The organism is Pseudorhodoplanes sp., assembly GCF_050250235.1.
Taxonomy (GTDB): Bacteria; Pseudomonadota; Alphaproteobacteria; order Rhizobiales; family Xanthobacteraceae; genus Pseudorhodoplanes.
This window is the reverse complement of record NZ_JBFWPA010000003.1, coordinates 1-23,963: the sequence shown is the minus strand read 5'-3', so window position 1 is coordinate 23,963 and position 23,963 is coordinate 1. Positions and strand designations below refer to the sequence as shown.

The 23,963-nt window shown below is 63.5% G+C and carries 19 protein-coding genes; 9 read left to right on the top strand and 10 right to left on the bottom strand.

Features of this window, described 5'->3' with window-relative positions; genetic code table 11:
- The first annotated feature begins 37 nt into the window (after positions 1 to 37).
- The 3 genes from AB7F49_RS02395 to AB7F49_RS02385 are packed head-to-tail and all read left to right on the top strand — an operon-like array spanning position 38 to position 3,030.
- Positions 38 to 1,066 (top strand): KpsF/GutQ family sugar-phosphate isomerase, encoded by a 1,029-nt coding sequence (locus AB7F49_RS02395; protein ID WP_428519938.1) that lies wholly within the window; start codon positions 38 to 40, stop codon positions 1,064 to 1,066.
- Between the two features lie 15 nt (positions 1,067 to 1,081).
- Positions 1,082 to 2,113, top strand: a complete 1,032-nt coding sequence (locus tag AB7F49_RS02390) for an MraY family glycosyltransferase (protein ID WP_428519936.1) — start codon at positions 1,082 to 1,084, stop codon at positions 2,111 to 2,113.
- Positions 2,113 to 3,030: an NAD-dependent epimerase/dehydratase family protein gene (locus AB7F49_RS02385; protein ID WP_428519934.1), complete on the top strand. Its 918-nt coding sequence runs from the start codon at positions 2,113 to 2,115 to the stop codon at positions 3,028 to 3,030. The genes AB7F49_RS02390 and AB7F49_RS02385 overlap by 1 nt, the downstream gene beginning before the upstream one ends.
- Before the next feature lie 14 nt (positions 3,031 to 3,044).
- On the opposite strand, the gene AB7F49_RS02380 is transcribed toward AB7F49_RS02385, so the two are convergent.
- Genes AB7F49_RS02380 through rfaD form a run of 8 tightly spaced genes read right to left on the bottom strand, consistent with a single transcriptional unit; the run spans position 3,045 to position 12,135 of the window.
- Positions 3,045 to 4,958, bottom strand: a complete 1,914-nt coding sequence (locus AB7F49_RS02380; protein WP_428519932.1) for an SDR family NAD(P)-dependent oxidoreductase — start codon at positions 4,956 to 4,958, stop codon at positions 3,045 to 3,047.
- A gap of 19 nt (positions 4,959 to 4,977) precedes the next feature.
- Positions 4,978 to 6,093 carry a glycosyltransferase family 9 protein gene (locus AB7F49_RS02375; RefSeq protein WP_428519930.1) on the bottom strand — a complete coding sequence of 372 codons (1,116 nt, stop codon included), beginning with the start codon at positions 6,091 to 6,093 and terminating at the stop codon, positions 4,978 to 4,980.
- Complete coding sequence (locus AB7F49_RS02370; RefSeq protein WP_428519928.1) at positions 6,090 to 7,343, bottom strand: O-antigen ligase family protein; 1,254 nt, start codon at positions 7,341 to 7,343, stop codon at positions 6,090 to 6,092. The genes AB7F49_RS02375 and AB7F49_RS02370 overlap by 4 nt, the downstream gene beginning before the upstream one ends.
- Positions 7,340 to 8,185, bottom strand: a complete 846-nt coding sequence (locus AB7F49_RS02365; RefSeq protein WP_428519926.1) for a glycosyltransferase family 2 protein — start codon at positions 8,183 to 8,185, stop codon at positions 7,340 to 7,342. Before AB7F49_RS02365 ends, AB7F49_RS02370 begins: the two co-directional genes overlap by 4 nt.
- On the bottom strand, positions 8,178 to 8,933 hold the full coding sequence (locus tag AB7F49_RS02360; RefSeq protein WP_428519924.1) for a glycosyltransferase family 2 protein: 756 nt from the start codon (positions 8,931 to 8,933) through the stop codon (positions 8,178 to 8,180). Before AB7F49_RS02360 ends, AB7F49_RS02365 begins: the two co-directional genes overlap by 8 nt.
- Positions 8,930 to 9,658: an FkbM family methyltransferase gene (locus AB7F49_RS02355; RefSeq protein ID WP_428519922.1), complete on the bottom strand. Its 729-nt coding sequence runs from the start codon at positions 9,656 to 9,658 to the stop codon at positions 8,930 to 8,932. Before AB7F49_RS02355 ends, AB7F49_RS02360 begins: the two co-directional genes overlap by 4 nt.
- Before the next feature lie 21 nt (positions 9,659 to 9,679).
- The gene (gene rfaE1 / locus AB7F49_RS02350) at positions 9,680 to 11,155 is read right to left on the bottom strand and encodes a D-glycero-beta-D-manno-heptose-7-phosphate kinase (protein ID WP_428519920.1); all 1,476 of its coding nucleotides are present in this window, start codon (positions 11,153 to 11,155) and stop codon (positions 9,680 to 9,682) included.
- Positions 11,155 to 12,135 carry an ADP-glyceromanno-heptose 6-epimerase gene (gene rfaD / locus AB7F49_RS02345; RefSeq protein WP_428519918.1) on the bottom strand — a complete coding sequence of 327 codons (981 nt, stop codon included), beginning with the start codon at positions 12,133 to 12,135 and terminating at the stop codon, positions 11,155 to 11,157. The genes rfaE1 and rfaD overlap by 1 nt, the downstream gene beginning before the upstream one ends.
- A 255-nt stretch (positions 12,136 to 12,390) precedes the next feature.
- Between rfaD and waaF the strand changes: the two genes are divergently transcribed.
- The 6 genes from waaF to AB7F49_RS02315 all read left to right on the top strand — a co-directional run bounded on the left by waaF (position 12,391) and on the right by AB7F49_RS02315 (position 21,921).
- A complete protein-coding gene (waaF, locus tag AB7F49_RS02340) occupies positions 12,391 to 13,452 on the top strand; it encodes a lipopolysaccharide heptosyltransferase II (protein WP_428520208.1) in 1,062 nt (353 codons plus the stop codon).
- Positions 13,453 to 13,541: 89 nt separating this feature from the next.
- Positions 13,542 to 14,051: a D-glycero-alpha-D-manno-heptose-1,7-bisphosphate 7-phosphatase gene (locus AB7F49_RS02335; RefSeq protein WP_428519916.1), complete on the top strand. Its 510-nt coding sequence runs from the start codon at positions 13,542 to 13,544 to the stop codon at positions 14,049 to 14,051.
- A 94-nt stretch (positions 14,052 to 14,145) separates the two neighbouring features.
- A complete protein-coding gene (locus tag AB7F49_RS02330) occupies positions 14,146 to 18,414 on the top strand; it encodes a tetratricopeptide repeat protein (protein ID WP_428519914.1) in 4,269 nt (1,422 codons plus the stop codon).
- Positions 18,415 to 19,348: 934 nt separating this feature from the next.
- Positions 19,349 to 20,275, top strand: coding sequence for a ketopantoate reductase family protein (locus AB7F49_RS02325; protein WP_428519912.1), 927 nt, complete (start codon positions 19,349 to 19,351; stop codon positions 20,273 to 20,275).
- A complete protein-coding gene (locus AB7F49_RS02320; RefSeq protein ID WP_428519910.1) occupies positions 20,272 to 20,760 on the top strand; it encodes a DUF6789 family protein in 489 nt (162 codons plus the stop codon). Before AB7F49_RS02325 ends, AB7F49_RS02320 begins: the two co-directional genes overlap by 4 nt.
- Before the next feature lie 186 nt (positions 20,761 to 20,946).
- Positions 20,947 to 21,921: an ABC transporter substrate-binding protein gene (locus tag AB7F49_RS02315; protein WP_428519908.1), complete on the top strand. Its 975-nt coding sequence runs from the start codon at positions 20,947 to 20,949 to the stop codon at positions 21,919 to 21,921.
- A 96-nt stretch (positions 21,922 to 22,017) separates the two neighbouring features.
- Here AB7F49_RS02315 and desA read toward each other — a convergent pair whose 3' ends face one another.
- The gene (gene desA / locus AB7F49_RS02310; protein WP_428519906.1) at positions 22,018 to 23,415 is read right to left on the bottom strand and encodes a syringate O-demethylase; all 1,398 of its coding nucleotides are present in this window, start codon (positions 23,413 to 23,415) and stop codon (positions 22,018 to 22,020) included.
- A gap of 184 nt (positions 23,416 to 23,599) precedes the next feature.
- Complete coding sequence (locus AB7F49_RS02305; RefSeq protein ID WP_428519904.1) at positions 23,600 to 23,815, bottom strand: hypothetical protein; 216 nt, start codon at positions 23,813 to 23,815, stop codon at positions 23,600 to 23,602.
- Positions 23,816 to 23,963: the final 148 nt, after the last annotated feature.

Below are 23,963 nucleotides of genomic sequence, written 5' to 3'. Positions count from 1 at the left end.
GTATATCATGCGCCCTATTGGCAGCCGGGTAGCGTTCATGGTCGAGCCTCAGCCGAATATTCCGGACGAAGACGCAGCGTTCCGCGCGCGGATGATCGATTCCGCAGTCCGCACGCTGGAGGCCGAAGCGGAAGGAATCGCCGCTTTATCCGCCGCACTTCGCGACGGGCTCGGCCGCGCGCTGAATGCCGCAATCGAAATCGTCCGCGCCTCGCAAAAAGACGAAGCCGCCCGAGGACGGCTGATCGTGACCGGCATGGGCAAGTCCGGGCACGTAGCGCGCAAGCTTGCCGCCACCCTTGCCTCAACCGGAACGCCTGCCTTCTTCGTGCACCCGAGTGAAGCGAGCCACGGTGATCTCGGCATGATTCAGGGCGAGGACGTGATCTTCGCGCTGTCCTGGTCGGGCGAGACGGCCGAACTCAAGAATATCATCGACTATGCAAAGCGCCGCAGCATCCCTTTGATCGGTATGACGTCGGACGCAAATTCAACGCTGGGACGAGCAGCGGATGTGGTTCTGGCCCTTCCTCAGGCCCGCGAGGCCTGCCCTCATAATCTCGCTCCCACCACGTCCTCGCTGATGCAGCTTGCACTCGGCGACGCACTTGCCATCGCCCTGCTGGAGGGCCGGGGCTTTTCGGCGCACCAATTTCACGTCCTCCATCCGGGTGGCCGTCTCGGCGCGCTCCTGAAATTCGCACGCGACGTGATGCGCACTGGCGACGCCATCCCGCTCGCCCATTCGGGATCGCGCATGTCGGAAGCCGTGGTCGAAATGTCGGCCAAAGGAGTCGGCTGCGTCGGCATTGTCGACGCGCGAACGCAATTGTGCGGGATCATCACCGACGGCGACCTGCGCCGGCACATGCGCCCCGGACTGACGGAACAGACGGTCGACGAAGTGATGACAAAGAACCCGAAATCCTGCCGTCCGGACCAGCTCGTCAGCGAAGTGATCGAGATGCTCAACTCGTCCAAGATCACGGCGATGTACGTGGTCGAAAGCGGCCGGCCGGTCGGCATCGTGCATCTGCACGATCTCTTGCGCATTGGCGTCGCCTGACCCTTGATGGCTGCCATGCTCGAGCCATTCCGGCACTGGACCATGGCCGGGGTGACGATCATTGCCTGCGCTGCCGCGCTGACGGCAACATTGATTCTGTGGCTCAGGCCGTTTCTCATGCGCTACGCCTTGGCGCGGCCAAATGCGCGCTCGTCGCATCAGACGCCGACGCCGCAGGGCGGTGGCATTGCCGTGACAGCGGCGTTCATCTTGGTCGCGAGCGCGAGCATGGTCGCGACCGGCGCAGGGTCAGCTCAGATCGCAACCACAATGGTCGCGGTGTTCAGCGCCACCGTGCTGATCGCCGTGCTTGGCGCTGTCGATGACATCCGCTCGATCGCCGTCGCGCCGCGCCTCCTGATCCAGACGCTCTCCGTCGTCGTGGTAATCGCGACGCTCCCTGCCGACTTCCAGATGACGCCGTTTCTGCCCTGGTGGATCGAGCGCGTCCTGCTCGTGACTGCTGGCGTATGGTTCGTCAATCTCGTGAATTTCATGGACGGCCTCGACTGGATGACGGTCGCGGAATTCGTGCCGCTGACCGGAGGCCTGGTGCTGCTCGGAGCGATGGGCGCGGTGCCGCCCTACGCGGTCATCTGCGCGCTCGCGCTGCTCGGAGCGCTGATCGGATTTGCGCCCTTCAACCGCCCGGTCGCGCGCCTGTTCCTCGGTGATGTCGGCAGCCTGCCGCTCGGCCTGGTGGTGGGCTGGCTGCTCGCACTGCTCGCCAACAAGGGCCACCTCGCCGCCGCGATCCTGCTGCCGCTCTATTATCTGATGGATGCGACCATCACGCTGATCCGCCGTCTCGCGCGCGGCGAGCGGGTCTGGCAGGCGCATCGCACCCATTTTTACCAGCGCGCCACCGACAACGGATTTACCGTCCGGCAGGTCATCGCGCGTGTCGTCGCCGTGAATATCGCGCTGGTTGCACTTGCCGCCCTGTGCGTCCGGTTCGATACTCCAGCGACCGAGATCGCTGCGCTCCTTGCGGGCGCGGCGATGGTGGGGTTCCTGCTGATGCGCTTCTCACGAAAGCGGGCGTGATGCGTGTTCTCATCACTGGCGCCAGCGGCTTCGTCGGACGGGCGTTGACCAGAAGCCTGTCGGAGGCGGGCTTTCATGTGCGCGCAGCGGCACGAAACCGAGCACGGATTCCCGCTGCGGAATTCGTCGAACTGGTTCCGTTGCCAGACCTGTCGCGGCCGGTCGACTGGCGGCCATTGCTCGCGGACGTCGATGCGATCGTGCACCTTGCCGGCATCGCTCATGTCTCACGCGACATCCCTGACGCGCATTACGATCGCGTCAACCGGCTCGCAACCAAGGAACTTGCGCTGCAGGCTTCGCTGATGCCGAACATCCGGCGGCTCGTTTTCATATCGTCGATCCGCGCGCAAACTGGTCCGGGCGCCGTACATGTGCTGACCGAGGACGATCCGCCGGCTCCAAGCGATGCGTATGGTCGTTCCAAGCTTGCTGCCGAGGCTTTCGTGCGCGGCTACGGTGCGCCCTATACGATCCTGCGTCCGGTGGTGATCTACGGCAAGGAAGCGCGCGCCAATGTTGGACAGCTCGTCCGCCTCGCTCGCCTGCCCCTGCCGCTGCCTTTCGGTGCTTTCAACAAGAAGCGGTCGCTGCTCGCAATCGAAAATATGCTGTCGGCGATCCGCTTCGTGCTGGAACGCCCCGTAACCGCCGGGCAAAGCTACATCGTCGCCGATCCGCTGCCGGTCTCCCTTGCGGAGATGATCACCACCCTGAGACAGGCGCGCGGGCGTTCGCCGAAACTTGTATCGCTGCCGCAGGGACTCGTCGGCGCGACCCTGCGCGGAGTAGGCAGGACTGATGCCTGGGAGCGGATTGGAACCTCGCTCGTCGCCGACATTGCCAAGCTGCGTGAGGCGGGTTGGGTGCCGCCAACCGACACCAGAACCGCGCTTGCCAATATCGTCCGCAAGTAGACGGCGCGAAGAGGCTACGCCGCCTCGCCTTTGAAGTCGGGCACGGCATCGCGCAGCACTCGGTAGATGGTCGAACGGTCCTCCCGCGCCAGCCCCTGTTCCAGCGCTCCCATCCAGGCGCGCATCGTGTCGAGCGAGGGCGAAAGCGGACGCGCCGCCACCACACCCGCTATTCCAATCTCTGCGGTGGGCTCCTCGCGGGCGAACAGGATTTCGTGCATGCGTTCGCCCGGCCGGATGCCGGTGAAGGTGATGTCGATGTCACGGCCAGGCTCCAGCCCGGACAGCCGAACGATGCGTTCGGCAAGCTCAACGATCTTCACCGGCTGGCCCATGTTCAGGACGTAGACCGCGACGTCCGACCGCTCCGGGCCGACGGCGTGCGTGCCCGCCGTGACCACGAGATCGCAGGCCTCCCGGATGGTCATGAAATAGCGGACCATATCCGGATGCGTCACCGTAACCGGACCGCCCGCTTCGATCTGCGCCTTGAACTTCGGCACCACCGAACCGTTCGAGGCAAGCACATTGCCGAAGCGCACGGCGATCAATCGCATCGGCGGCTTGCCGCTCTCGGCCTTGCGCGCGAATTGCTGGTCGAGCGCCTGGCAATACATTTCGGCGAAGCGCTTGGTGGCGCCGAGCACGGAGACGGGCTCGATCGCCTTGTCGGTCGAGATCATCACCATCGCGGCCGCGCCCGAAGCGGCTGCAGCGTCGGCGACATTGACCGAGCCGAATACGTTTGTCTTCACGCCCTCGCCCCAATCCTGCTCGAGCAAAGGCACATGCTTGAGCGCCGCGGAGTGGAAGACGATGTCCGGGCTGAAATCCGCCATCAGGCGCGTGATCCGCTCGCGGTCGCGGATATCGGCAAGTCGCCCGGTGATCTTCGCATTGGAATTCTTGCTGCCGAGCGCCTCCAGCACTGCATGCAGGGCCGGTTCTGAATTCTCGATCACCAGCAGACGCGCAGCACCGAAGGTTATCACGCGGTCGCAGATTTCCGCGCCAATCGACCCACCGCCGCCGGTCACCACGATCGAACGGCCCTTGATGAAATTTTCCAGCCGCCGGTAATCGATCTTCACACTTGGCCGCAGCAGCAGGTCTTCCACATTGACCGGCGCGAGCCGCAGCGCCTCGACGCTGTCATCGAGCGACGGAAGGCGGCTGGTTCCGAGACCCAGCCGGCGCGCGCGCATCAACAGCGTGTCGGTTGCGATGCCCGGCTCGAAGGCTGACGGCGTCAGCACGACGCGCCGCACCAGCGCGCCGCGCTGAGCGAGATCGGAGACGACACGTTCGAGATCCTCGAAATTGCCGAGAACCTGAATGCCGCGGATCGATTGCCCGCGATCCGCGGGCGAATGCGACAGGATGCCGACCGGCCAGGTCTTTTTCACCGCACCGCTTTCGATTGCGCGGATCAGGACTTCGGCATCGGCGGCACGGCCGAGAATGAGGGTCGGCGCGGAATCGTTGCGGATCGCCTTGTTGCGCGCACGCGAATAACGGAAATAGCGGTACGCCACCCGGGGGCCGCCCAGGAAGAACATCTGGAGCACCCAGTAGATCAGGATGGTCGCCTTGCCGAAGAAGAAGCCACCATAGACGTTGGGCGCGACCAAAATGTAGTCGACCACCAGCAGCGTGATCGCGATCACGGTCGCCGAACGGAAAATGTTCCACAGGTCCGGCAGCGAGGCGAAACGCCACTTGGCGTCGTCGAGATGGAAAAAATGATAGACGATGCCGGCGTAAGCCAGGATGACCGGCAGCATCCACCAGAGCAGATCGATGCGCGCCGACAGCCGCTGTTCCTCGAAGCGGATGTAGAAAGCCACCAGCAGGGCGGCCGCCGTCACGACCAGATCGTGCAGGACGATCAGGGCCTTTTTCTTGGTCATGGTGCGGAATTTGGTCATCGGCGGCGGCTGTCCGGGGTCAGTGACTGAATAGCGGCGTTTGCGGCGCCGCGCCACCCTCGCTGCCGGCCGCAGCGCCAACGGCCAGGGCCGCATCCAGCGTGCGGATCACACTGTCCGCGGGCATTTGGTCAAGACAAAGACTGTGGCTGCGCACATTCCGCAGGCAGCCTTCCAGGCCGCACGGCATCCCCGGCAGGAGATTTTGCACCACGAATACGTTGCCGCGCCTCTGCACGGTCGCACGGACCTCGAAGCGCTCGCGCAGCCCCCCTACCGGCCAGGGCGCCCAGCGGCGCGGGTCGGTCGGTCCGAACAATGCCACGGTCGGGCAGCCGGTGGCCGCCGCGAGATGCGTTACCGAGGTGTCGGGACCCAGGAAAACCTTCGCCCCCGCAAGCAAGGCCGTCAGCTGCGGCCAGGACAGCGCGCCATCCAGCCGCTGGATGTCGACACCCGCCCACACCGAATCGAGATAACTGCGTTCCTCCGACGATGGCCCTCCGGTCGCAACAAGCGCGAGCCCGCGCGCGGCAAGGTGTGCCGCCGCCGCCTGCCATCCCTGCCTGTGCCATTGCTTGTAGCGGAAGAATGGTGCCGCATGCAGCACGGCGTAGGCTGTAGCCGGCGCCACCGTGACCGGTTCCGGGCGTGGTGCGACCACCTCTCCGATTGGCGCGATGCCGATCAGTTCCGCGAGTCGTAGCGTTTCCTCGACGCGATGCAGATCGGTGCGCATCGGCACATGCCGGTGCAGCAGCATGCTCTTGATCCGGCCGATCGCACGATCCTCGGTGACACCAACACGCCGCCGTCCGCCCGCAATCGCGAAGAAGGATGGCCGGTCGCCCGCCTGCGTGGTGATGGCAAGGTCGTAGCCCCGGAAGATCCGGCGCGTCACTGCCATTCCGTCAGCGATCGATGGCCGCGGGGGGCATTCGATCACCCTGTCGATGTCCGGATTGCCGGAAAGGATCGCGGCGGTATCCGAAAACACCAGAAAATCGATCCGCGCTGCCGGATACGCGCGGCGCAGGCTGCGGATCAGCGGCGTCGTCAGCAACACATCGCCAAGCCGCCGCAGCGCCACCACCAGGATGCGCGGCTCGGCCGGCAGATCGAATGGCGCAGTCACGTCCGGCCCGCGGCCTGCGGCGCCGGCAGCCGTGCCGCCTCCCGGCTGCGGGCCAGCATCACACCGCCGGCGACGCCAACTCCAAACATGTAGATCCAGGCCTGCGTGAAATCGAACAGATGGTTGTTGAACAGCGAGCCGATGATGTTCTGCGCGACCACCGCAAGCCCGACCCATCCGGCGATCCCGCCATCACGGAACAGCAGCGCATGCGACAGCCACATCGCATAGAGCAGCAAGGCTCCGAGGAGGCCGAGCTGAATCGCAACCGTCAGCGTCTGGTTATGCGGGTTGGTAGTCGGCGACTTTTGCGAGCCGCGTTCCGCGGCCGCGCGAACGAACGCCTCGCGCACCGAGCCGGTGCCGTGTCCGATGACGGGTGCCTTCGCGATCAGCCAGATCGAGGTCGTCCAGAAATCCACACGCTCTCCGGCCGACGTCGCCAGCTGCCGGTTCCGGTAATCCTGAATTTCGGAAACGATGCCAAGCATCCGCCCCTGAATCTTAGGAGAGTTGAAAAAGGCGATCGTCGCGGCAGCAAGGATCGCACAGCCGATTGCAACCGACACCGCGAGCCGGCAATGAACCATCACCAGGATCAACATCAGAACCGGGACGGTGACCAGTCCGGTGCGACTCGGCGCCACGAACAGGACATTCATCAGAAACATCAGCGCGAGTACCGTCAGCGCGCCTGCCATCAGCCAGCGCCTTTCGCGCATCTGCAGGAACACCGCATAGATCAGGCCAACGGCGCACAGGATGAATTCCTGGCTTTGCACGATATAGTCGCGCACCGGCACCCCATAGCTTGTCGACGCGCCGGTGATCGGCTTCATACCGGTCACCACCATGGTCCATGACACCAGCAGCACCAGCGAACAGGAGACGAGAAACGAAACGAACACACGGTTCGCGTTCGGCGAAGTGCGAAACTGAACGAACAAGGCCGGGATCACGAGCAGTTTGGCGAAGGACGAAAACCCGTTCAGGCGATCCGACCAGCCGACACCGCTCGCCCATGCCATGCCGACGAACGAAACCGCGACCAATGCAACAGGCACATAGGCGGCAGGATGTCCCAGAACCTCGCGCCACTCGTCGGGCTCGGTGGTCGGAATCAGAACGAGAAGCCAGGCGACGATCAGGATATAGGCAAGCGACGTCGACCACGGGATTGCCGCAACAGTTGCCACAGCAAGCCAGTCCGCGATCGCGCGCCATTGTGCACGGTCATAACGCGCCGTCATGCGCGAACCCGCAAGGGCTCGATTGCGGCACCCATTGTAGACAAGCCGTGCAGCGCCGTCGCGCGTCTGCCCGACCGGACCTCGTCGAGTTTGCAGTCGTTGTCCGGAAGAAAGGCGCGATCCGCGGCGGGATGCCACAGATGCAGCACGCCGGTCGCAAACACCCCATCCTTGCGCTTCACGCCCGCGTGCAGGAGCCGTACCAGAAGATCGGAATCCTCGCGCCCCCAGCCCTGATAGGCGCAATCGAAGCCATCCACGCGGTCGAGATCGCTGCGCCAGATTCCGAGATTGCAGGATCGCGCCCCGCGCCAGGCGCGGAATCGAAGCTTGCGCAGCGGCCCGAGCGGGAGGCGCATCAGGGGCACCGTTCGGTTGATGCCACCCCGACCCCGCTCCCTGACCCATTCGCGATAGGACCAGTGTTCCGGGTCGAGCCTTTCGCGCAATACCTTCGCGGTCAGCGTTTCCGACATCAGGATGCGGTTTCCGGTCACGAACCAGCCGGGCTCTGCGAGGGCTCGATGCACAGCGACGAAGTCTGGCCGGGCCACGCAGTCGCCGTCAAGGAACACGCAATACGAACCCTGGCTCACCCGGATCGCGTGATTGCGGATCTCCGCCGCACGGAATCCGCGATGCTCCTGCCAGACATGCTTGAGTGGCCTGCCGAGTCTCGGAACCCAGTCGGCGATCAGACTTGCCGTCGCTTCGCCCGAACCGTCATCGGCAATGACGACCTCGAAATCGCGATCGGACTGCGCGGCAAGCGATCGAAGCACGGCGTCGAGCGCGTCCTCCCGGTTCCAGGTCGTGACGATCAGGGAGATCAGATCAGACACGGTCCCGCCCCTTCAGCCACGCCTTCATGTAGCGATAATAGGTACCCTCGGCATTAGCCACCGCCAGCAGGAATCCCTCGCGCCCATCAAGAAAGCCGAGCCGGATAAAGTAGGTCTGAAAAAAAGTCCACCAGCCGCGCAGGATACCGGTGAAGAACGAGACACGGCGTCCGGAACTGACGATCATCTCGGCGCGCGCGCTCGAATAGCGGTCCATGCGGGAAAGCGCATCCTCCAGTCGCAGTACCGGGTGATGCGTCAACGGCTGCTTGAGGCGCCCGACCTCGCCATCGCAGATCACGCGCTCATGCACCAGGTCGTCGGAGAAGCGTGCGCGATCCCGCCGGAACAGCCGCAGCACGTAGTCCGGATACCAGCCGGAATGTCGCATCTCCCGTCCGCAGAAGGTGGACAGCCGCGGCATCTCGTAGGCTTCCGCCAAGCCTTCCGTGATGGCGCGGCGGATTTCAACGGCGAGTTCGTCGCTCACCCGCTCGTCCGCATCTACGGAAAGCACCCAGTCGCCAGACGCGAGCGACAGCGCAAAATTCTTCTGAGGGCCAAAGCCGCGCCATTCCTTCGCGATCGTAACGCTTGCCCCCTTCCCTCTTGCAAGCCTCACCGTGTCATCGCCGCTGTCACCATCCACGACGATGCACTGATCGCAGAAGGCAAGGCTGTCGAGACAGGCTTCGATATTGCGCGCTTCATTCCTGGCGATCACGATGGCAGAGAGACGCACGGTCATCGTGACGCATCCTGGTGCCGGAAGCGGATGCGATCGCGCAGCCGGCGCCTGGCGTCGCGAACCATCCGGAACGGCAGCGCGAGATAGTATTTCCGGAAAATCTGCCAGCGCCCGAGCAGGTCCATCGGCGGCGCTTCGCCGCGCGGAACGTACCAGCCATTGAGCCCGGTTCGCCGCATGAGCGCATAACCGACGTTGCTCATGAAACGGTGCTTGTTCAGATTGCTCACGTGATCCTCGAGCAGCACCAGCCGCGGCTTCCAGCGCGAAAAATCAAAGCCGCTCAGGACTTCCAGCTCATGGCCTTCGACATCGACCGACATCAGGTCGATCGGCGCCGAGGCATTGCCCTGGCTCAGCACGTCGTCAAGCGTGCGAACTTTCACATCAATGATGCGATCGGCGCGCATCCCCGTCACCGCGAGATCGGGGTCGAATGACGAGAAGGCGCCTGCCACATGCAACTGCATGATCTGACCTGCACGATCGGGCGAGGAGCAGGCGACCTCGAAAACCTGAGCCTTGCGTTGCCGCCGCAACTCGGCTGCCAGATCCGGCAACGGCTCGATCAGAATGCCGGTCCAGCCTGCCTCCTCCAGGTGAAATGACTGCGAGTCCCTCCTTGGGTCGTTGGCACCGACCTCGACGAAAAAGCCGAGCGGCTGATCACGAAAGAAATCACGCACCAGCGCGGCTTCCAGTTCGGGCTTGAACACGGCGGGCACGGCTCGATCCATCCAGCAGCGTCAGCTCTTCGCCGCTGAGCGCGAGCGTTTGACGATCTCGGTGGTCGAATGCCCAGGCAGCAGGCCGACCAGCAGCACCTCGCCGCCATACGCTTCGACGATCTCGTGCCCGACCACCTGCTCACGCGTATAATCGGCACCCTTGATCAGCGCATTGGGACGCACCCGGTCGATCAGCCTGCGTGGAGTGTCCTCCTCGAACACCACGACGAGGTCGACGGCTTCCAGTGCGGCAAGCACCTCCGCCCGTGCCTGCACCTTTTGCACCGGCCGGTCCGGCCCCTTGAGCCGTGAGACCGAAGCATCGCTGTTGAGGCCGACCACCAGCCGATCGCAAGCCGCACGCGCCTGCGCCATCAGCTTGACGTGCCCTGGATGAAGGATGTCGAAGCAACCGTTGGTGAAACCGATCCGCATTCCTTGCCGGCGCCAAAGATCGAGCCGCGCATCGAGTTCCTGCCAGTCGAACAGTATCTTGTCCTCGGCCGCGAGCGAGGCCGCCGGCAAGATGCGATGGCGCAATTCCCCGATCGACACGGTGGCGGTGCCGCGCTTGCCGACCACCACCGCAGCAGCGGCGTTTGCCGCGCGCATCGCGGATTCGTAGTCCGCTTTCAGACCGAGCATGGCAGCGAGAACCGCAACGACGGTGTCACCAGCGCCGGAGACATCACTGATCTTGACGGCATAGGCCGGGACGTGAACCGGCGTGGCATCGCGGGTGACCAGCGTCATGCCTTCGTCGCTGCGTGTCACCAGCACGGCTTCGCAATCCAGCGACTGCCGCAACGCGTCCGCGGCAGCCGCGACCTCGGCATCCCCGCTTGCATGACGCCGCACCGCCTCGGCCAGTTCCTTGCGGTTTGGTGTCACCATCGTGGCGCCGCGATACTCGCTGTAATCGTTGCCCTTGGGATCGACGATGACCGGCTTGCCCGCGGCGCGCGCCGCATCGATCAGACGCCGGATCAGCGCGGGTGTCAGCACGCCCTTAGCGTAATCCGACAATACAACCGCATCGGCGGTCGGCAGCGCGGCGAGCGCGGCATCGAGCAGCGACTTTTCCGTCTTTGCATCCGCCGGACGCGCTTCTTCCCAGTCGGCCCGCAACAGATGCGTCGAATAATGTTCCGACACGAACCGCACCTTGCGAGTGGTCGGTCGCGATCCATCGACAACAAGCGACGCCGAGATGCGCGGCTCGGCCGCAAGCGCCGCCTTCAGCGTGCGGCCGGCATCATCTTCTCCGACCAGACCGACAAATACGCAATGCCCGCCGAGATTTGCCACGTTGCGCGCAACATTGCCGGCGCCGCCGATCACCATCTCGCTGCGCCTGACGGCGATTACCGGCGCCGGCGCCTCCGGCGAGATGCGAGCGACTTCACCATACACGAAGTCGTCGAGCATCAGATCGCCGACACACAGCACCGTGACACCGGACAATCGCGACAGATTCTGGTCGAAATCGAACATCAGCGATACCGGTCTTCGCAATCGAGATAGTGCGTGACATAGCGGGAAACAGCGTCTTCAAGCGGCGTGAAGCCGGCATTGTAGCCGGCCGCGCGCAGCCGTCCGACCTCGCTTTGCGTAAAATACTGATACTGGCCGCGGATGGATTCCGGCATGTCGACATATTCGATTTTGGGCGGACGCTTGAGAGCCGCGAACATCGCCTCGATCATCTCGCGAAAGCTGCGCGCCTGCCCGGTCCCGACATTGAACAGGCCGGAAATGCGGGGCGTGTCGAGAAGCCAGCGTACGACGGCAACAGCATCGTCGACATGGATGAAGTCGCGCCGCTGGTCACCATCGGCGATGCCCGCCTTGTGCGACTTGAAAAGCCGCACGGTCTGGCCGGCCCGGGCTTCGTCGAAAATGCGCGCCAGCACGCTCGCCATCTTGCCCTTGTGATACTCGTTCGGTCCGAACACGTTGAAGAATTTCAGGCCGGCCCATTGCGGCGGCAGCTTTTCGCCGCGCTGCTTGCGGGCGATCAGCGCCTGGTCGAACAGATGCTTGCTCCAGCCGTAGAGATTCATCGGCCGCAACGATCGCAGATGCTCGGACCGATCATCATCAGAGAATCCATGCTCTCCGTTGCCGTAGGTCGCGGCCGAGGACGCATAGATGAAGGGAGTCTGGGTTTGCGTGCACCAGTCCAGCAGCATCAGCGACAGCCGGAAATTGGACTGCATGACCAGATCGCCATCGGCCACGGTGGTGTCGGAAATCGCACCCATGTGGATCACGGCATCGAGCCGGCGCCCATCGAGCCAGCCCGCGAGGTCCTGCGGCTGCACGAAATCGGCGATCTGGCGCTTGGCCAGATTGCGCCAGCGGCCGTCGATCCCGAGGCTGTCATTCACAACGATATCCGAGCGGCCGGCCTCGTTGAGGCTGGCAACGATATTCGATCCGATAAAACCGGCTCCGCCGGTCACCAAAAGCATCGCTGGCGCGCTCCGCCGTCCCGGCTCCAACGCGTTCCTTTGCCCCACAAGGCGAAAGCGCGCAACTTGGGTTAAGGAATGCGGTGAATGGCCCGGCTGCTTGCTTGGCGTCGGCAGTCGACCGAGGCACAAACCGCAGTTTACGTTGGGAGTGTAGAGAAGAAAAAATCCCGGATTGGACAACGGTTCTCGAACCAGGGTACTTGCGAGGCGGTCCGACTACGTAAAAATGAACACGTATTCAATTCAATAAGAATGAGTCGAAATTCACATCATCTGACCGATTCCGACCCGGCCGATCGGCCCGAGAACCCGATTCTGATCGTGCCCTATATGTGGATCGGAGATTTCGTGCGGGTGCACTCGGTCATCCGCCTCCTCAAACAGCGCTGGCCGAGCCGGCCCATCGATCTGGTGACCAGCAGCCTCTGCGCACCCATCCTCGACTACCTGCCCGGGGTGAGGAAGGGAATTGTCGCCGACCTTCCGCGCCGAAGATTGCCCTATTCGCAATATTCCGCGCTCGCGAAGCGGCTCGCTTCCGAACATTACGGTACCGCGCTGATCATGCCGCGAACCTGGAAATCGGCGCTTGCCCCGCTGCTCGCTGGAATCCCGGAACGCACCGGATTCACAGGTGAATTTCGATTCTTCCTGATCAACGACCTGCGTCTCGGCGAACGCCGGCTGGAGCGGATGATCGATTGCTTTGCAACCTTGGCCTTGCCAAAAAACGCTGTACTTCCAGAAGCTTACCCCCTGCCCCGCATTGAAGTTCCGGCCGCCGAGCTGGACGACTGGTTGTCCCGCCATGGCTTGAAGACATCCGGAAGGCCGGTGGTGGCATTGGCACCGGGCGCGGTCGGCCCCGGAAAGGCATGGCCCCCGGAAAAATATGCCGAACTGGCGGGCCTACTGGCAGACCAGGGCGCCGATATCTGGGTGCTCGGGGGGCCGGCGGAAAAGACGATCGCCACCGGAATCGCCCAGGCGGGAGGCGCAAGTGTTTCTGATCTCACGGGAAATGACCTCCGTAACGCGATCCTGGCTTTGGCCGCCGCCGACCTCGCGGTCACCAACGATTCCGGCCTGATGCACATCTCCGCCGCGATTGGTACGGCGACGGTTGCGATCTTCGGTCCGACTTCTCCGCGTCTATGGGCCCCGCTCAACCCTTTGTCGGCGATTATCGAGCCGCCCGGCACCTTCGCCAATATCAAGGACCGCGGCACCGGCGGGGTGAGCGTCGACCGGGTGCTTGCCGCCGTGCGCGAACACCTGCCGCATCCTTCTACCGCCGCGGCCACCCGTCCATGATCCTAGAAGCCGCTATGCTCGCAGCCCGAAGACGCCCGAGCACCGCGGTACAGCACCTGAAACTCCATTCCTCGCCGGACCGATAGTCGATGACCCGCAAGCCCGCCGCCTTTCTCGACCGCGACGGCGTCATCAACCGCGACGACGGCTATATCGGCACGATCGAGCGCTTCCACTTCATCGACGGCGCGGCGCAGGCGGTCCGCCGGCTGAATGCGGCCGGCTATCATGTTTTCGTCATCTCCAACCAGTCCGGCGTCGCGCGCGGGATGTTCACCGAGGACGATGTGGCGCGCCTGCATGAATGGATGCGCGGGGAGCTTGCGCGGCGTGGCGCGCATATCGACGACATCCGCTATTGTCCGTTTCATCCCGATGCGCCGCTTGCGGCCTACCGGATCGATTCCGACTGGCGCAAGCCGAAGCCCGGCATGCTGCTCGACCTGATGGACAAGTGGCCGGTCGAAAAGGCCGGCAGCTTCCTGATCGGCGACAAGGACACCGACCTGCGCGCCGCGGACGCGGTCGGCATCGCCGGTCATCTGTTCACGGGCGGCAACCTGGCGGGCTTCGTGGAGCGGGTGCTCACAGACACGTGACATCGCCAGCCATAATCGCTGGTTGGCCGCTCGGCATGGACCTATGATGGCTCGCTCGACCGCGAAGCATATTCCGGTGCTCAGGAGGACGCCCATGCAGCGCTGGCTGCCGATCGTGCTGGTCTCCTGCAGCCTCCTTGCCGCCTGTCTTGCGCCGGCCACGGCGCAGCAGGACGATCTCAACGCGATCCAGAATCGCTTCAAGGAACAATACGCGGCGCGAAACTACCCGGCCGCGCTGGTCGAAGCGCAAAGGCTGGAGGCCGGCGTCAGGGCACGGTTCGGAGCCGATCATGTCACATACGCAATCGTCCTCATCAACTTCGCCATTCTCGATCGAGCCCAGGCCCGCCCGGCCCAGGCGGAAGCGCACTATCAGCGCGCGCTCGCGATCCGCGAAGCGAAGCTCGGCCGGGACCATTTCGATGTCGCAGTTATCCTTTTCGACCTGGCCGCCGTATCCCAGGCGCAAGAGAAATTCGCGCAGGCTGAGACGCATTATCAACGCGCGCTGCCGCTGTTCGAGTCGAAGCTGGGTCGGGACCACCCAGACGTAGCCAGAATCCTCAGCAACCTGGCCCTCGTGTCCCATGCGCAAGGCAATTCCGCGCAAGCGGAGACACACCTGCGGCGCTCGTTGACGATCCTTGAGGCGAAACACGGTCTGGACCACTTTGAGGTTGAGCAAACTCACAGTTACCTCGGCTTCGTTTCGCGGGAGCAGGGAAAGATCGCGCAGGCAGAACTGCATTATCAGCGCTCGCTGGCGATCCTTGAGGCGAAGCTGGGCCGGGATCATCCCGCCGTCGCTGAAGCCCTCAGCAAACTGGCCGTAGCGTACGAAGCGCAGGGCAAATATGCGCAAGCGGAGACACTTTTGCGGCGCGCCGTTGCGATCTTGGAGGCAAAACTTGGCAGTGACGACCCCAAGGTCGCGGATACAGTCCACGACCTTGGCCTCGTATCACGCGCCCAGGGAAAATACGCGGAGGCAGCGGCGCTTTTTCAACGTGCATTGGCGATCTCCGAAGCGCAGCACGGCCGCGATCACCTCGATGTTGCAAGCGCCCTAAACAATCTGGCCGTCGCATATTTCGAGCAAGCGAAGCATGCGCAGGCCGAGCCCCTCTTTCACCGTGCACTTGCGATCCGCGAAGCGAAGCTCGGAAGAGATCACCTCGACGTAGCGGCGACCCTCAACAATCTTGGGGTGCTGTTCGAGACTCAGGGAAAGTACGCGCAGTCCGAAGTACACCATCAGCGCGCGTTGGCAATCATCGAGGCGAAGCTCGGCAAGGATGATCCGGAGGTCGCGAAAAGTCTGACCAATCTCGCGATGGCACTCCAGGGACAGGCCAAATATGCGCAGGCAGAGTCGCTTTATCGGCGTTCGCTTGCTATCCGCGAGGCGAAGCTCGGCCGTGACCACGCCGATGTGGCGCAGACGCTGAACAATTTCGGAACCCTGTTACAGGCGCAGGGACGGTTCGCACAGGCCGAGCCGCACTATCAGCGCGCGCTCGTGATCCGGGAAGCAAAGCTCGGCAAGGACCACCGCGAAACGGTCCAGACCCTCATCAATCTGGGCGTCGTCCACCAGTCACAAGGACAATATTCAAAAGCGGAGACTTATTACCAGCGTGCGCTCGCGGCACGGCAAACGAACGTTGGTCCGGACCATCCCGATGTCGCGCTCGCTCTTCACAATCTGGGCCACCTCTATGAGATGCAAGGAAAATACGCACAGGCGGAACCTATCTATCAACGTGCGATCACGATCCTGCAAACGAAGCTCGGAGCCGATCACCCCGCCATGGCCCAAACGGTCAACAACCTGGCAAATCTCTACCGGCTGGAAGGAAAATACGCGCAGGCGGAAGCGCTCTATCAGCAGACGCTGGTCATCAGGGAGACAAAGCTCGGCAACGACCATCCCAACGTGGCGCAAAGCCTCTTGAACCTCGCCAACATTTACAATGTGCAGGGACGATCCGCACAGGCGGCGGCGTATATCCTGCGTGCGCTCGCTATTCAGGAGGCGAAGCTCGGCCGTGACCACCCCGATGTCGCATTGACGCTCAACAACCTCGCGACGCTATTCCTGCAGCAGCGACGATATGCGGAGGCGGACAAATATTTCGCGGGAGCGCTGGCGATCCAGGAGGCCAAGCTCGGCCGCGACCATCCCAATCTGGCGCTACCACTCAACAACATGGCCATCATGTACTACGAACAGGGGAAGCATGCGCCTGCCCAAGCACATCTCCAACGGTCGCTTGCGATCCAGGAGGCGAAGCTTGGTCGCGACCACCCCGAGCTTGCGAGAGTGCTTGGGAACCTCGCCGCGGTGCATCGAGACCAAGGGCGGTCTGCTGAAGCGGAAGCACACCTTCGTCGCGCTCTGACGCTTCGGGAAACAGGACTCGGCCGCGAGCATCCCGATGTGGCGAGCACGCTCTTCAACCTCGCTACCTTGCATCGGGACAACGGCAAAATCCGCGAGGCGCTGGACTTCGCGCGCCGAACCTCGAATGTCGTTATCGGGCATGCTGCAACCCAATCTGACGGTGCCAAGCCGAGGGACGGCGTCCGCGAACTGGTCGAGCAGAAATCCAATTATTTCCGCGCCCATGTCACTGTGCTGCATGCCGCCTCAGCCCAGCGCATCGAGCCGGACGCCGCGCTCGCGCGCGAGGGCTTCGAGATCGCACAATGGGCCGAACAATCCGCGGCCGCGGTCGCGCTCGAGCAAATGGCGGCACGGCAGGCAAAGGGCGCCGGCCCGCTCGCGCAGGCCGCACGCGAGCGTCAGGATTTCGAACGGCAATGGCGCGAGCTCGACCGCCGCCTGATTGAAGCGGTCGGCAAGGGTGATTCGACGCTCGCCACGGCGTTGCGCGGTGAACTCAGCGGCGTGAGCGGAAAGATCATTGCCATCGATACGCGACTGGCGCGCGAATTTCCCGATTATGCCGCGCTGGTTCAGTCGAAACCGCTGTCCATCGCCGCCGCGCAGGCGCTGCTCGGCACCGACGAGGCGCTGTTCTTCTCCACCGGCACCTCCAAAGGAAGTTTTGCCTGGCTCGTCACCCGAACCGACGCGCGCTGGGTCAAGCTCGCGCTCACCGAAAGGGAGATCGCGGCTCAAGTGCAGACGTTGCGATGCGGGCTGGACCGCGACGGCGAGTGGAGCCTGTCCGGCGACAACCGGTGGACGGCCAAGAAGGAAGCCTGCAGGAAACTCGCGCCAGCCGGGGGCCTTGCTGCCGATGCGTCGCCGCCATTCGACATCACAACGGCGCACGCGCTCTATGACGGACTGTTTGGTCCCTTCAAGGACATGATCCAGGGCAGGCATCTCCTGGTCGTGCCGACGGGCGCCCTCGCGAGCCTGCCACTGCAGGTGCTTGTGGCGGAGAAGCCGGCCGCCCCGGTGGAAGCGAGCGCAAACTACTCTGCCATCGCATGGCTGGGGTCACGTCACGCCCTGACAATGCTTCCTTCGGTTGCGAGCCTGAAGGCGCTGCGCCAGCACGCCAAAGGCACCGCGGCGCCGAAGCCCTATGCCGGCATCGGCAATCCGCTGCTGCTCGGCCAAGACGGCAACGATGTCAGTGCCGCGAGCAAGCAGACATGCGCCACGGGTCGCACCACTCCGTTGAAGGTCGCCACACGCACCGCGCTCGGCGCCGATGCAGACAAGCTTTCCGCCGGCGGGCGTGTCGACCTGGCGCTGCTCCGCAACCAGGCGCCGCTGCCCGAAACCGCCGACGAACTTTGCGACGTGGGGCGCAGCCTCGCGGCCGATCCCGCCGACATCCTGCTTGGCGCCAGGGCGACCGAACGCGCGCTCAAATCGCTGAGCGCGAGCGGCGCGCTTGCCAGCTATCGCGTCCTGCATTTCGCGACCCACGGATTGCTGCCGCAGGAAACGGCAAGCTTCGCCGCGGGCCTCACCGAGGCGGCATTGCTGCTCACGCCGCCGGACAAGGCGGGCGATGAGGATGATGGCCTGCTCACCGCCTCGGAAGTGACGCTGCTCAAGCTCAACGCCGACTGGGTGATCATGTCGGCCTGCAACACCGGCGGCGGCGACAAGTCGGGTGAAGCATTGTCCGGCCTCGCGCGGGCATTCTTCTATGCCGGTGCGCGTGCGCTGCTCGTGTCGCACTGGTACGTGGACTCGGCCGCGGCCGTCGCATTGACGACCAGAACCTTCGACGAAATGAAACGCGAGAGAAAGCTCGGCCGCGCGGAGGCATTGCGCCGCTCGATGCAGGTTCTCATTGCATCAGGCGGGCGGTTCGCGCATCCCGCCTACTGGGCGCCATTTGTGGTGGTCGGCGAAGGCGCGGCGCGGTAGGCATAGCGGGTCATCTGTTCACTGGCGGCAACCTCGCGGAGCTTATTGAGCGGGTGCTGGCTGAAAAGATGTGACAGCCGTTCGCGCTGACCGCGATGGTTAGCGAAAATGCTCCCGCCTGATCTCAGTTTTCTTCGACTGCCTGGGCTTGAATTCTGCCTTGCAGGCCGGCGACAGCTCGTTGAGTCTGCGTTCGAGACAGGACTCAATTCTGGATACATCCGGAATATCGCTGGTGCAGAAGCGGAACGCATCACCCATGCACGCAGACCGTTCCTGCGCGGTGCCTTGCGCTGCAGCAGACGCGATAGCGAGCAGGAGGCCAGCGGAGGCGGCAGCCGTCCGCGCGATCAACAGCCCAAACATCGTGTCTCTCCACATTCTCCGGGAAGATTTGAGTGCCGGATGGATGTAACAGTTTTTCCGGCAACCGGAAGGCCTTCGCACGGGATCTAGTGAACAGATACTTGAGCGCATTCGTTCATTCACCGCTTTGCATACAGCCGCAGCTCTGTCGCTTGCGACAGCGCACAATCTGGCAACAGAAGCGAAAAGCACAAAGCCGCCTGCAGCATGAACGCCGGCCGACAACCTGCGGCGATCACCCTGATGTACCGTCTTGCCACTTCATACCACCCAGAAACGACCGGACCTGGCTTCGTCAGCCGCGCGCGACGCCGACACGAGCGGCGCCACCCGCGCGCACAGCAGGACTTGACTCCTCTCGCCAGCATTCAACTTGCCTGAGCGCAATCAATTCTCATGCGGATATGCGCGCCCTGAGGCAACGGGGTCGCAGTCCGGCGACGGAGCAGCCGGATCACAACACAAGTCTGTGATAACCGGGGCCACTTGGTTACGATGCACCGGCGTTTGCGGCAACCGCCCTCGATCGAAGCAGTTCCCGCCAACTCGTCGTCGAAGGAGAGCACCTTTGCGCATACTCATCATGGGATCGGGCGGAGTCGGCGGCGTGTTCGGCGCGCGGCTCGCCAGGGGCGGCGCCGATGTCATTTTCGTCGCGCGCGGCGCGCATCTGGCCGCGATGCGAAAAAGCGGGCTGCGCATCGAGGGCGGCGCAGACCCGATAGCGCTCCCGGAAGCGAACGCCACCGACGATCCGGCAACCGCGGGCCGCGTCGACATGATCCTGTTCGCGGTAAAGCTCGGGGATACCGAAAGCGCGGCGCGCATGCTGCTGCCGTGCATCGGGCCGGAGACTGGACTGATCTCGTTCCAGAATGGCGTACGGAAGGACGACATGCTGCGGCCGATCGTGGGCGATGCGGCGCTCGTCGGCGGCACGAGCTATGTTTCGGCCGCGATCACGGCGCCGGGCGTGATCACCCAGACCGGCACGATGCAGGGACTGGCATTCGGCGAGTTCGACGGACGACGCTCGAAGCGCGTCGAGGACTTCCATGAAGCGTGCCTCGCCGGCGGCATCCAGTCCGAAATCAGCCCCGACATCAATCTCGTCATCTGGGAGAAATTCGCATTCCTCGCCTCGGTCGCCGGCACGACCACGTCGATGCGCGCGCCCGTTGGAGCCATTCGTGAAAATCCGATGACGCGGCAATTCCTGCAGGACCTGATGCAGGAGATCGTCGATGTCGGCCGGGCGCGCGGTGTGACATTCGCACCGGACTTTGTCGAAAAGCGCATGTCGTTCGCCGACACGCTGCCGGCCAGCATGATCGCGTCGATGTATCACGACCTGCAGAGCGGCAAGCCGCTGGAGCTTCGCTGGCTGAACGGGAGCGTCGTCGATCTCGGCGCGGAGACGGGCGTGCCGACGCCGCTCAATCGCGCGGTACGCGACATCCTGATCCTGCATGCCAAGGGACGGATGTCGGTGTGACCGAGAAGCGTATCCCGCGCTTTGTGCCAAACCGCCGATGGGTCTGGAAGACCGCGATTGCCGGACTGTGCGGCATGGCCGCGCACTGGACGCTGATGTATTTCAAGTCGCGATCGGGGTTGCTCCCGACCTTCAATCCGTATGCCAGCTTCCAGGGCATGCTCAGCCGCGCGACTGGCGAGGCGGTCGGCCCGCTTGTGCCCTGGGCGCTCTCCTTCCTGAACGGCTTCATCGTCATCAGCCTTGTATTCAGGCTCGTCTACCGACGGCTTCCGGGCGGCAACGGTGGGATCAAGGGCATCGTCTACGGCTTTCTCGGATGGGGGATGATGAACGTGATCTTCTTTCCCCTGCTCGGCCTCGGCGTATTCGCGACGAATACCGGTCTCGGTGTCTGGCCCGCCCTGTTCTCGCTGGCGATGGTTCAGACCTACAGCATCGTCATGGGTCTCGTGTACGACGCGCTCAACGAACGCTTCGGCTGAACATCTGCCGTCGGCCTGGCACTGAAAACAACGCGCCGTCAGAGTTCCCGCGTCTTGTGCAGACGCGTCCCGGCCGACAATCAGGGAACGCGCGCGAAGCGCTTCGCGTCATTGCCAAGTGAGTCTCTTGTCCCGATTTTTCTTCGTACATAAGGTGCTGCCGCCATCAGGCTTGGGAGCTGTGACATGCTGCGGCGGAACTTTCTCGGTTTGGTCGGCGCAGCGTTCGCTTTGCCTCTTGCAGCCCGCGCACAATCCGGCAAGTCGGCGACGATTGGTTTCCTGGGCGCCAATACGGCGTCGATACAGCAGCGTTACACGGCTGCCCTGGTCCAGCGGCTAGGCGAACTCGGCTGGATCGAGGGTCGGAATCTGCGCATCGAATATCGCTGGGCCGAAGGACGCTACGATCGTTCGCCCGGTCTCATTGCAGAACTTGTCGAAAGCAAGGTGGATGTCATCGTCACGCATGCTCCACCAAATGTTCTCGCTGCAAAGAGGGTCACATCCGACATTCCGATCGTGTTCGCGGCGGTGGGAGACCCGGTCGGCATAGGTTTGGTGAACTCGCTCGCGCGGCCGGGCGGCAATGTCACCGGTCTCTCGCTGCAATCGGCCGACCTTTCCGGCAAGAGGCTCCAGCTGGTTCGCGAGCTTTTGCCGCAGGCTCGCAGGTTGGCCGTGGTCGGCAATGCGAGCAGTTCGAATAACGTGATGGAGCGCGGAGAAATTCAGAAAGCCGCGCAAAGCCTGGGCTTCGAACTGGTCATTCCCGAAATCAGGACGCTGCAGGATATTGCGCCCGTCATGGAAACGCTTAAGGAGCGCGCGGACGCCTTGTTCGTGCAGACCGACCCTCTGACGAACACCAACCGCGTCCAGATCAACGCGCTCGCCCTCGGATTGCGGTTGCCGACCAATTACGGGGTTCGCGAGTTTGCCGAAGCGGGCGGGCTGATGTCGTACGGCCCGAGCTTTGCGGACCTGTTCCGGCGTTCAGCAGATTTTGTCGACCGGATCCTCCGTGGCGCGAAGCCCGGCGACATTCCTGTCGAACAGCCGACCAAATTCGAACTGATCATCAATCTGAAAACCGCCAAGACGCTGAGCCTCCCGATCCCGCCCACGCTGCTCGCGCGCGCCGACGAAGTGATCGAATAGCCAGCGCCGCAGCCACGGAGCGGCAGACGAATGCCGGTTCGGATTGCCGCGCGGTCGACGTGCTTGAGCGCCGCGCGATGACGGGGCCCGGCTGGCTTACCCCTCCGCGGTCTTGCGCCAGCCGCCGGGGGCGTAAGCCTTGCGCACCACTTCGACATAGGGCGACGGGCTGACCACCGCGCGCATCTGGGTCTGCATGTGGCGCTCGACCGTGGGTTTCCGCGAGCCGCCATTCGGCTCGCCCCAGAAATACATGACCTCGGTCCCCGGCTCGGCGAATTCCTCATCCATCACCGCGAGCGTCAGCATCTTGCCCTCGTTCGAGGAATAGCCGATCCAGGTGGAGATACCGACGGTCTTGCCGTCGACCATCACGCGGTCGAACGGATGCATGCAATAGACCGCCGACGGCCAGTCCATGAACTTGGCGCGATTGTGCTTCTGGAACTGGGTGCCGAGCACGCGCGTGACATCTTCGTTCTCAAGCGCGAGCGTCACCTTCTTGCGGTGCGGGCCCTTCGCCTTCTTCTCCAGCGCCTCGCGGCCGATGAAGTCGTGGTCGAACTTCATGAAGCCGCCATAGGCCATGTCCCAGGGCGTGAAGTAATAGTCTTCGATGTTGTTCGAGTCGAAGCTGCCGCCGATCGAGGCGCCGGCTTCATAGCCGGTGGCCGGCAGCCACTGGCGATAGGCCCTGGTGCCCTCGCCGGTATAGATCGCCGGCAAAGGCGAGGGAATCCACCCGGACTCCAGCGCGTTGGATGAATAGGCGCGGCCGCCGACCAGGCGCATGCCGTAATCTTCGCCCGCCTTGATCAGGGCCTGCCGCACGTCCTCGCCCTCTTCCCAGGGACCGAACAATTCCCAGCCCGGCTGGCCGGCCATGCCGTGACGCAGCGCGCGGACCTTCTTTCCGCCGATGGTCAGTTCGGTCATGTTGAAGAATTTCAGTTCGCCGGGCGCCTTGCCGATCGCCTTCTCGATCACCTTCATGGCGTTCGGGCCCTGGACCTGGAAGCGATAGGACTTGCGCTTGCCGTCGGTGCGGAGCGCCGAGCGCTGGTCGAGTTCGACCTTGACGTCGTATTTGCCGGTCGCGGCGTGGAACATGACCCAGTTCAGCGCCGGCGCGCGGCCGACCAGATTGAATGTGTTCGGGGCGAGATAGAACAGGATGACGTCGCCGATGACGTACCCTTCGGGCGTGACCGGCACGAACTGCTTCGCCTTGTTGGGTTCGAAGCCCTTGTAGCTGTTCATCGACAGATACGAGAGCAGCTTCAGCGCATCCGGTCCTTCGACCGCGAGATCGGCCATGTGATAGGACTGGTTGAACAATACGCAGGTGTTCTGCCAGGCCTGCTGCTCGTCGCGCCAGTTGGTGTATTCGGCCGGCACGCCCGGATAGACGTTCGGGCCGGTCTGCTGATTGCGCAGCAGGTCGACCGGATTTTTCACGCTGTTCAGCACGTCTTCCAGAGTCTTGGCGGCCATCGATCTCTCCCAGAGCCGGCGTTTGACGCCGCTGTCTAATTTTCCGGGACTTCAATGGTCCAAGACGAAAACGAATGCAACCGCGTTTGCCTTGGGCAAACGCCCACGGCGCTTGCTCGCGTGCGATGTGAGCGATCAAGGCCGGGACGCGCGCGTGGGCGCCGCCCCGGCTCGTCAGACAATGTCAGGCGGCGAGCGGCGGCGCCATCTCCGGGCCTTCTCCGGTGCAGAAGAACACCAGCGTCTCGAACACATATCCGCAGTCGCTGCAATTCCAGAGGTGCCGAACCTGGCGCGCATCGACAGGCTCCGACCAGACCGGACGCTTGAGCGCGGTCCCGCATTGCGCACAGGGCAAGGAGCCGGCAATGGAAAGATGCATGCTTGTCGTCGCTGTCATGGGCCTCTCCTCCTCGATTTCTTGGTGGGCGCTGCTGTTGTGCGCCTCTTGTCGAGCTGCGCTTTTCGGTTATTCGGATCGCTTGTCAATTTTGTGAGTGCGACTGGGTGATCGCGTGACTTGGTGTGCGCGATGCAACTCATCTGGC

Bases quoted from the DNA above. Each gene is read 5' to 3' on its own strand.
- AB7F49_RS02330 (WP_428519914.1), top strand. From the start codon at position 14,146: ATGCAGCGCTGGCTGCCGATCGTGCTGGTCTCCTGCAGCCTCCTTGCC.
- AB7F49_RS02305 (WP_428519904.1), bottom strand. From the start codon at position 23,815: ATGACAGCGACGACAAGCATGCATCTTTCCATTGCCGGCTCCTTGCCC.
- AB7F49_RS02335 (WP_428519916.1), top strand. From the start codon at position 13,542: ATGACCCGCAAGCCCGCCGCCTTTCTCGACCGCGACGGCGTCATCAAC.
- AB7F49_RS02395 (WP_428519938.1), top strand. From the start codon at position 38: ATGGTCGAGCCTCAGCCGAATATTCCGGACGAAGACGCAGCGTTCCGC.
- AB7F49_RS02385 (WP_428519934.1), top strand. From the start codon at position 2,113: ATGCGTGTTCTCATCACTGGCGCCAGCGGCTTCGTCGGACGGGCGTTG.
- desA (WP_428519906.1), bottom strand. From the start codon at position 23,415: ATGGCCGCCAAGACTCTGGAAGACGTGCTGAACAGCGTGAAAAATCCG.
- rfaE1 (WP_428519920.1), bottom strand. From the start codon at position 11,155: ATGTTCGATTTCGACCAGAATCTGTCGCGATTGTCCGGTGTCACGGTG.
- AB7F49_RS02360 (WP_428519924.1), bottom strand. From the start codon at position 8,933: ATGACCGTGCGTCTCTCTGCCATCGTGATCGCCAGGAATGAAGCGCGC.
- waaF (WP_428520208.1), top strand. From the start codon at position 12,391: ATGAGTCGAAATTCACATCATCTGACCGATTCCGACCCGGCCGATCGG.
- AB7F49_RS02380 (WP_428519932.1), bottom strand. From the start codon at position 4,958: ATGACCAAATTCCGCACCATGACCAAGAAAAAGGCCCTGATCGTCCTG.
- rfaD (WP_428519918.1), bottom strand. From the start codon at position 12,135: ATGCTTTTGGTGACCGGCGGAGCCGGTTTTATCGGATCGAATATCGTT.
- AB7F49_RS02315 (WP_428519908.1), top strand. From the start codon at position 20,947: ATGCTGCGGCGGAACTTTCTCGGTTTGGTCGGCGCAGCGTTCGCTTTG.
- AB7F49_RS02370 (WP_428519928.1), bottom strand. From the start codon at position 7,343: ATGACGGCGCGTTATGACCGTGCACAATGGCGCGCGATCGCGGACTGG.
- AB7F49_RS02390 (WP_428519936.1), top strand. From the start codon at position 1,082: ATGCTCGAGCCATTCCGGCACTGGACCATGGCCGGGGTGACGATCATT.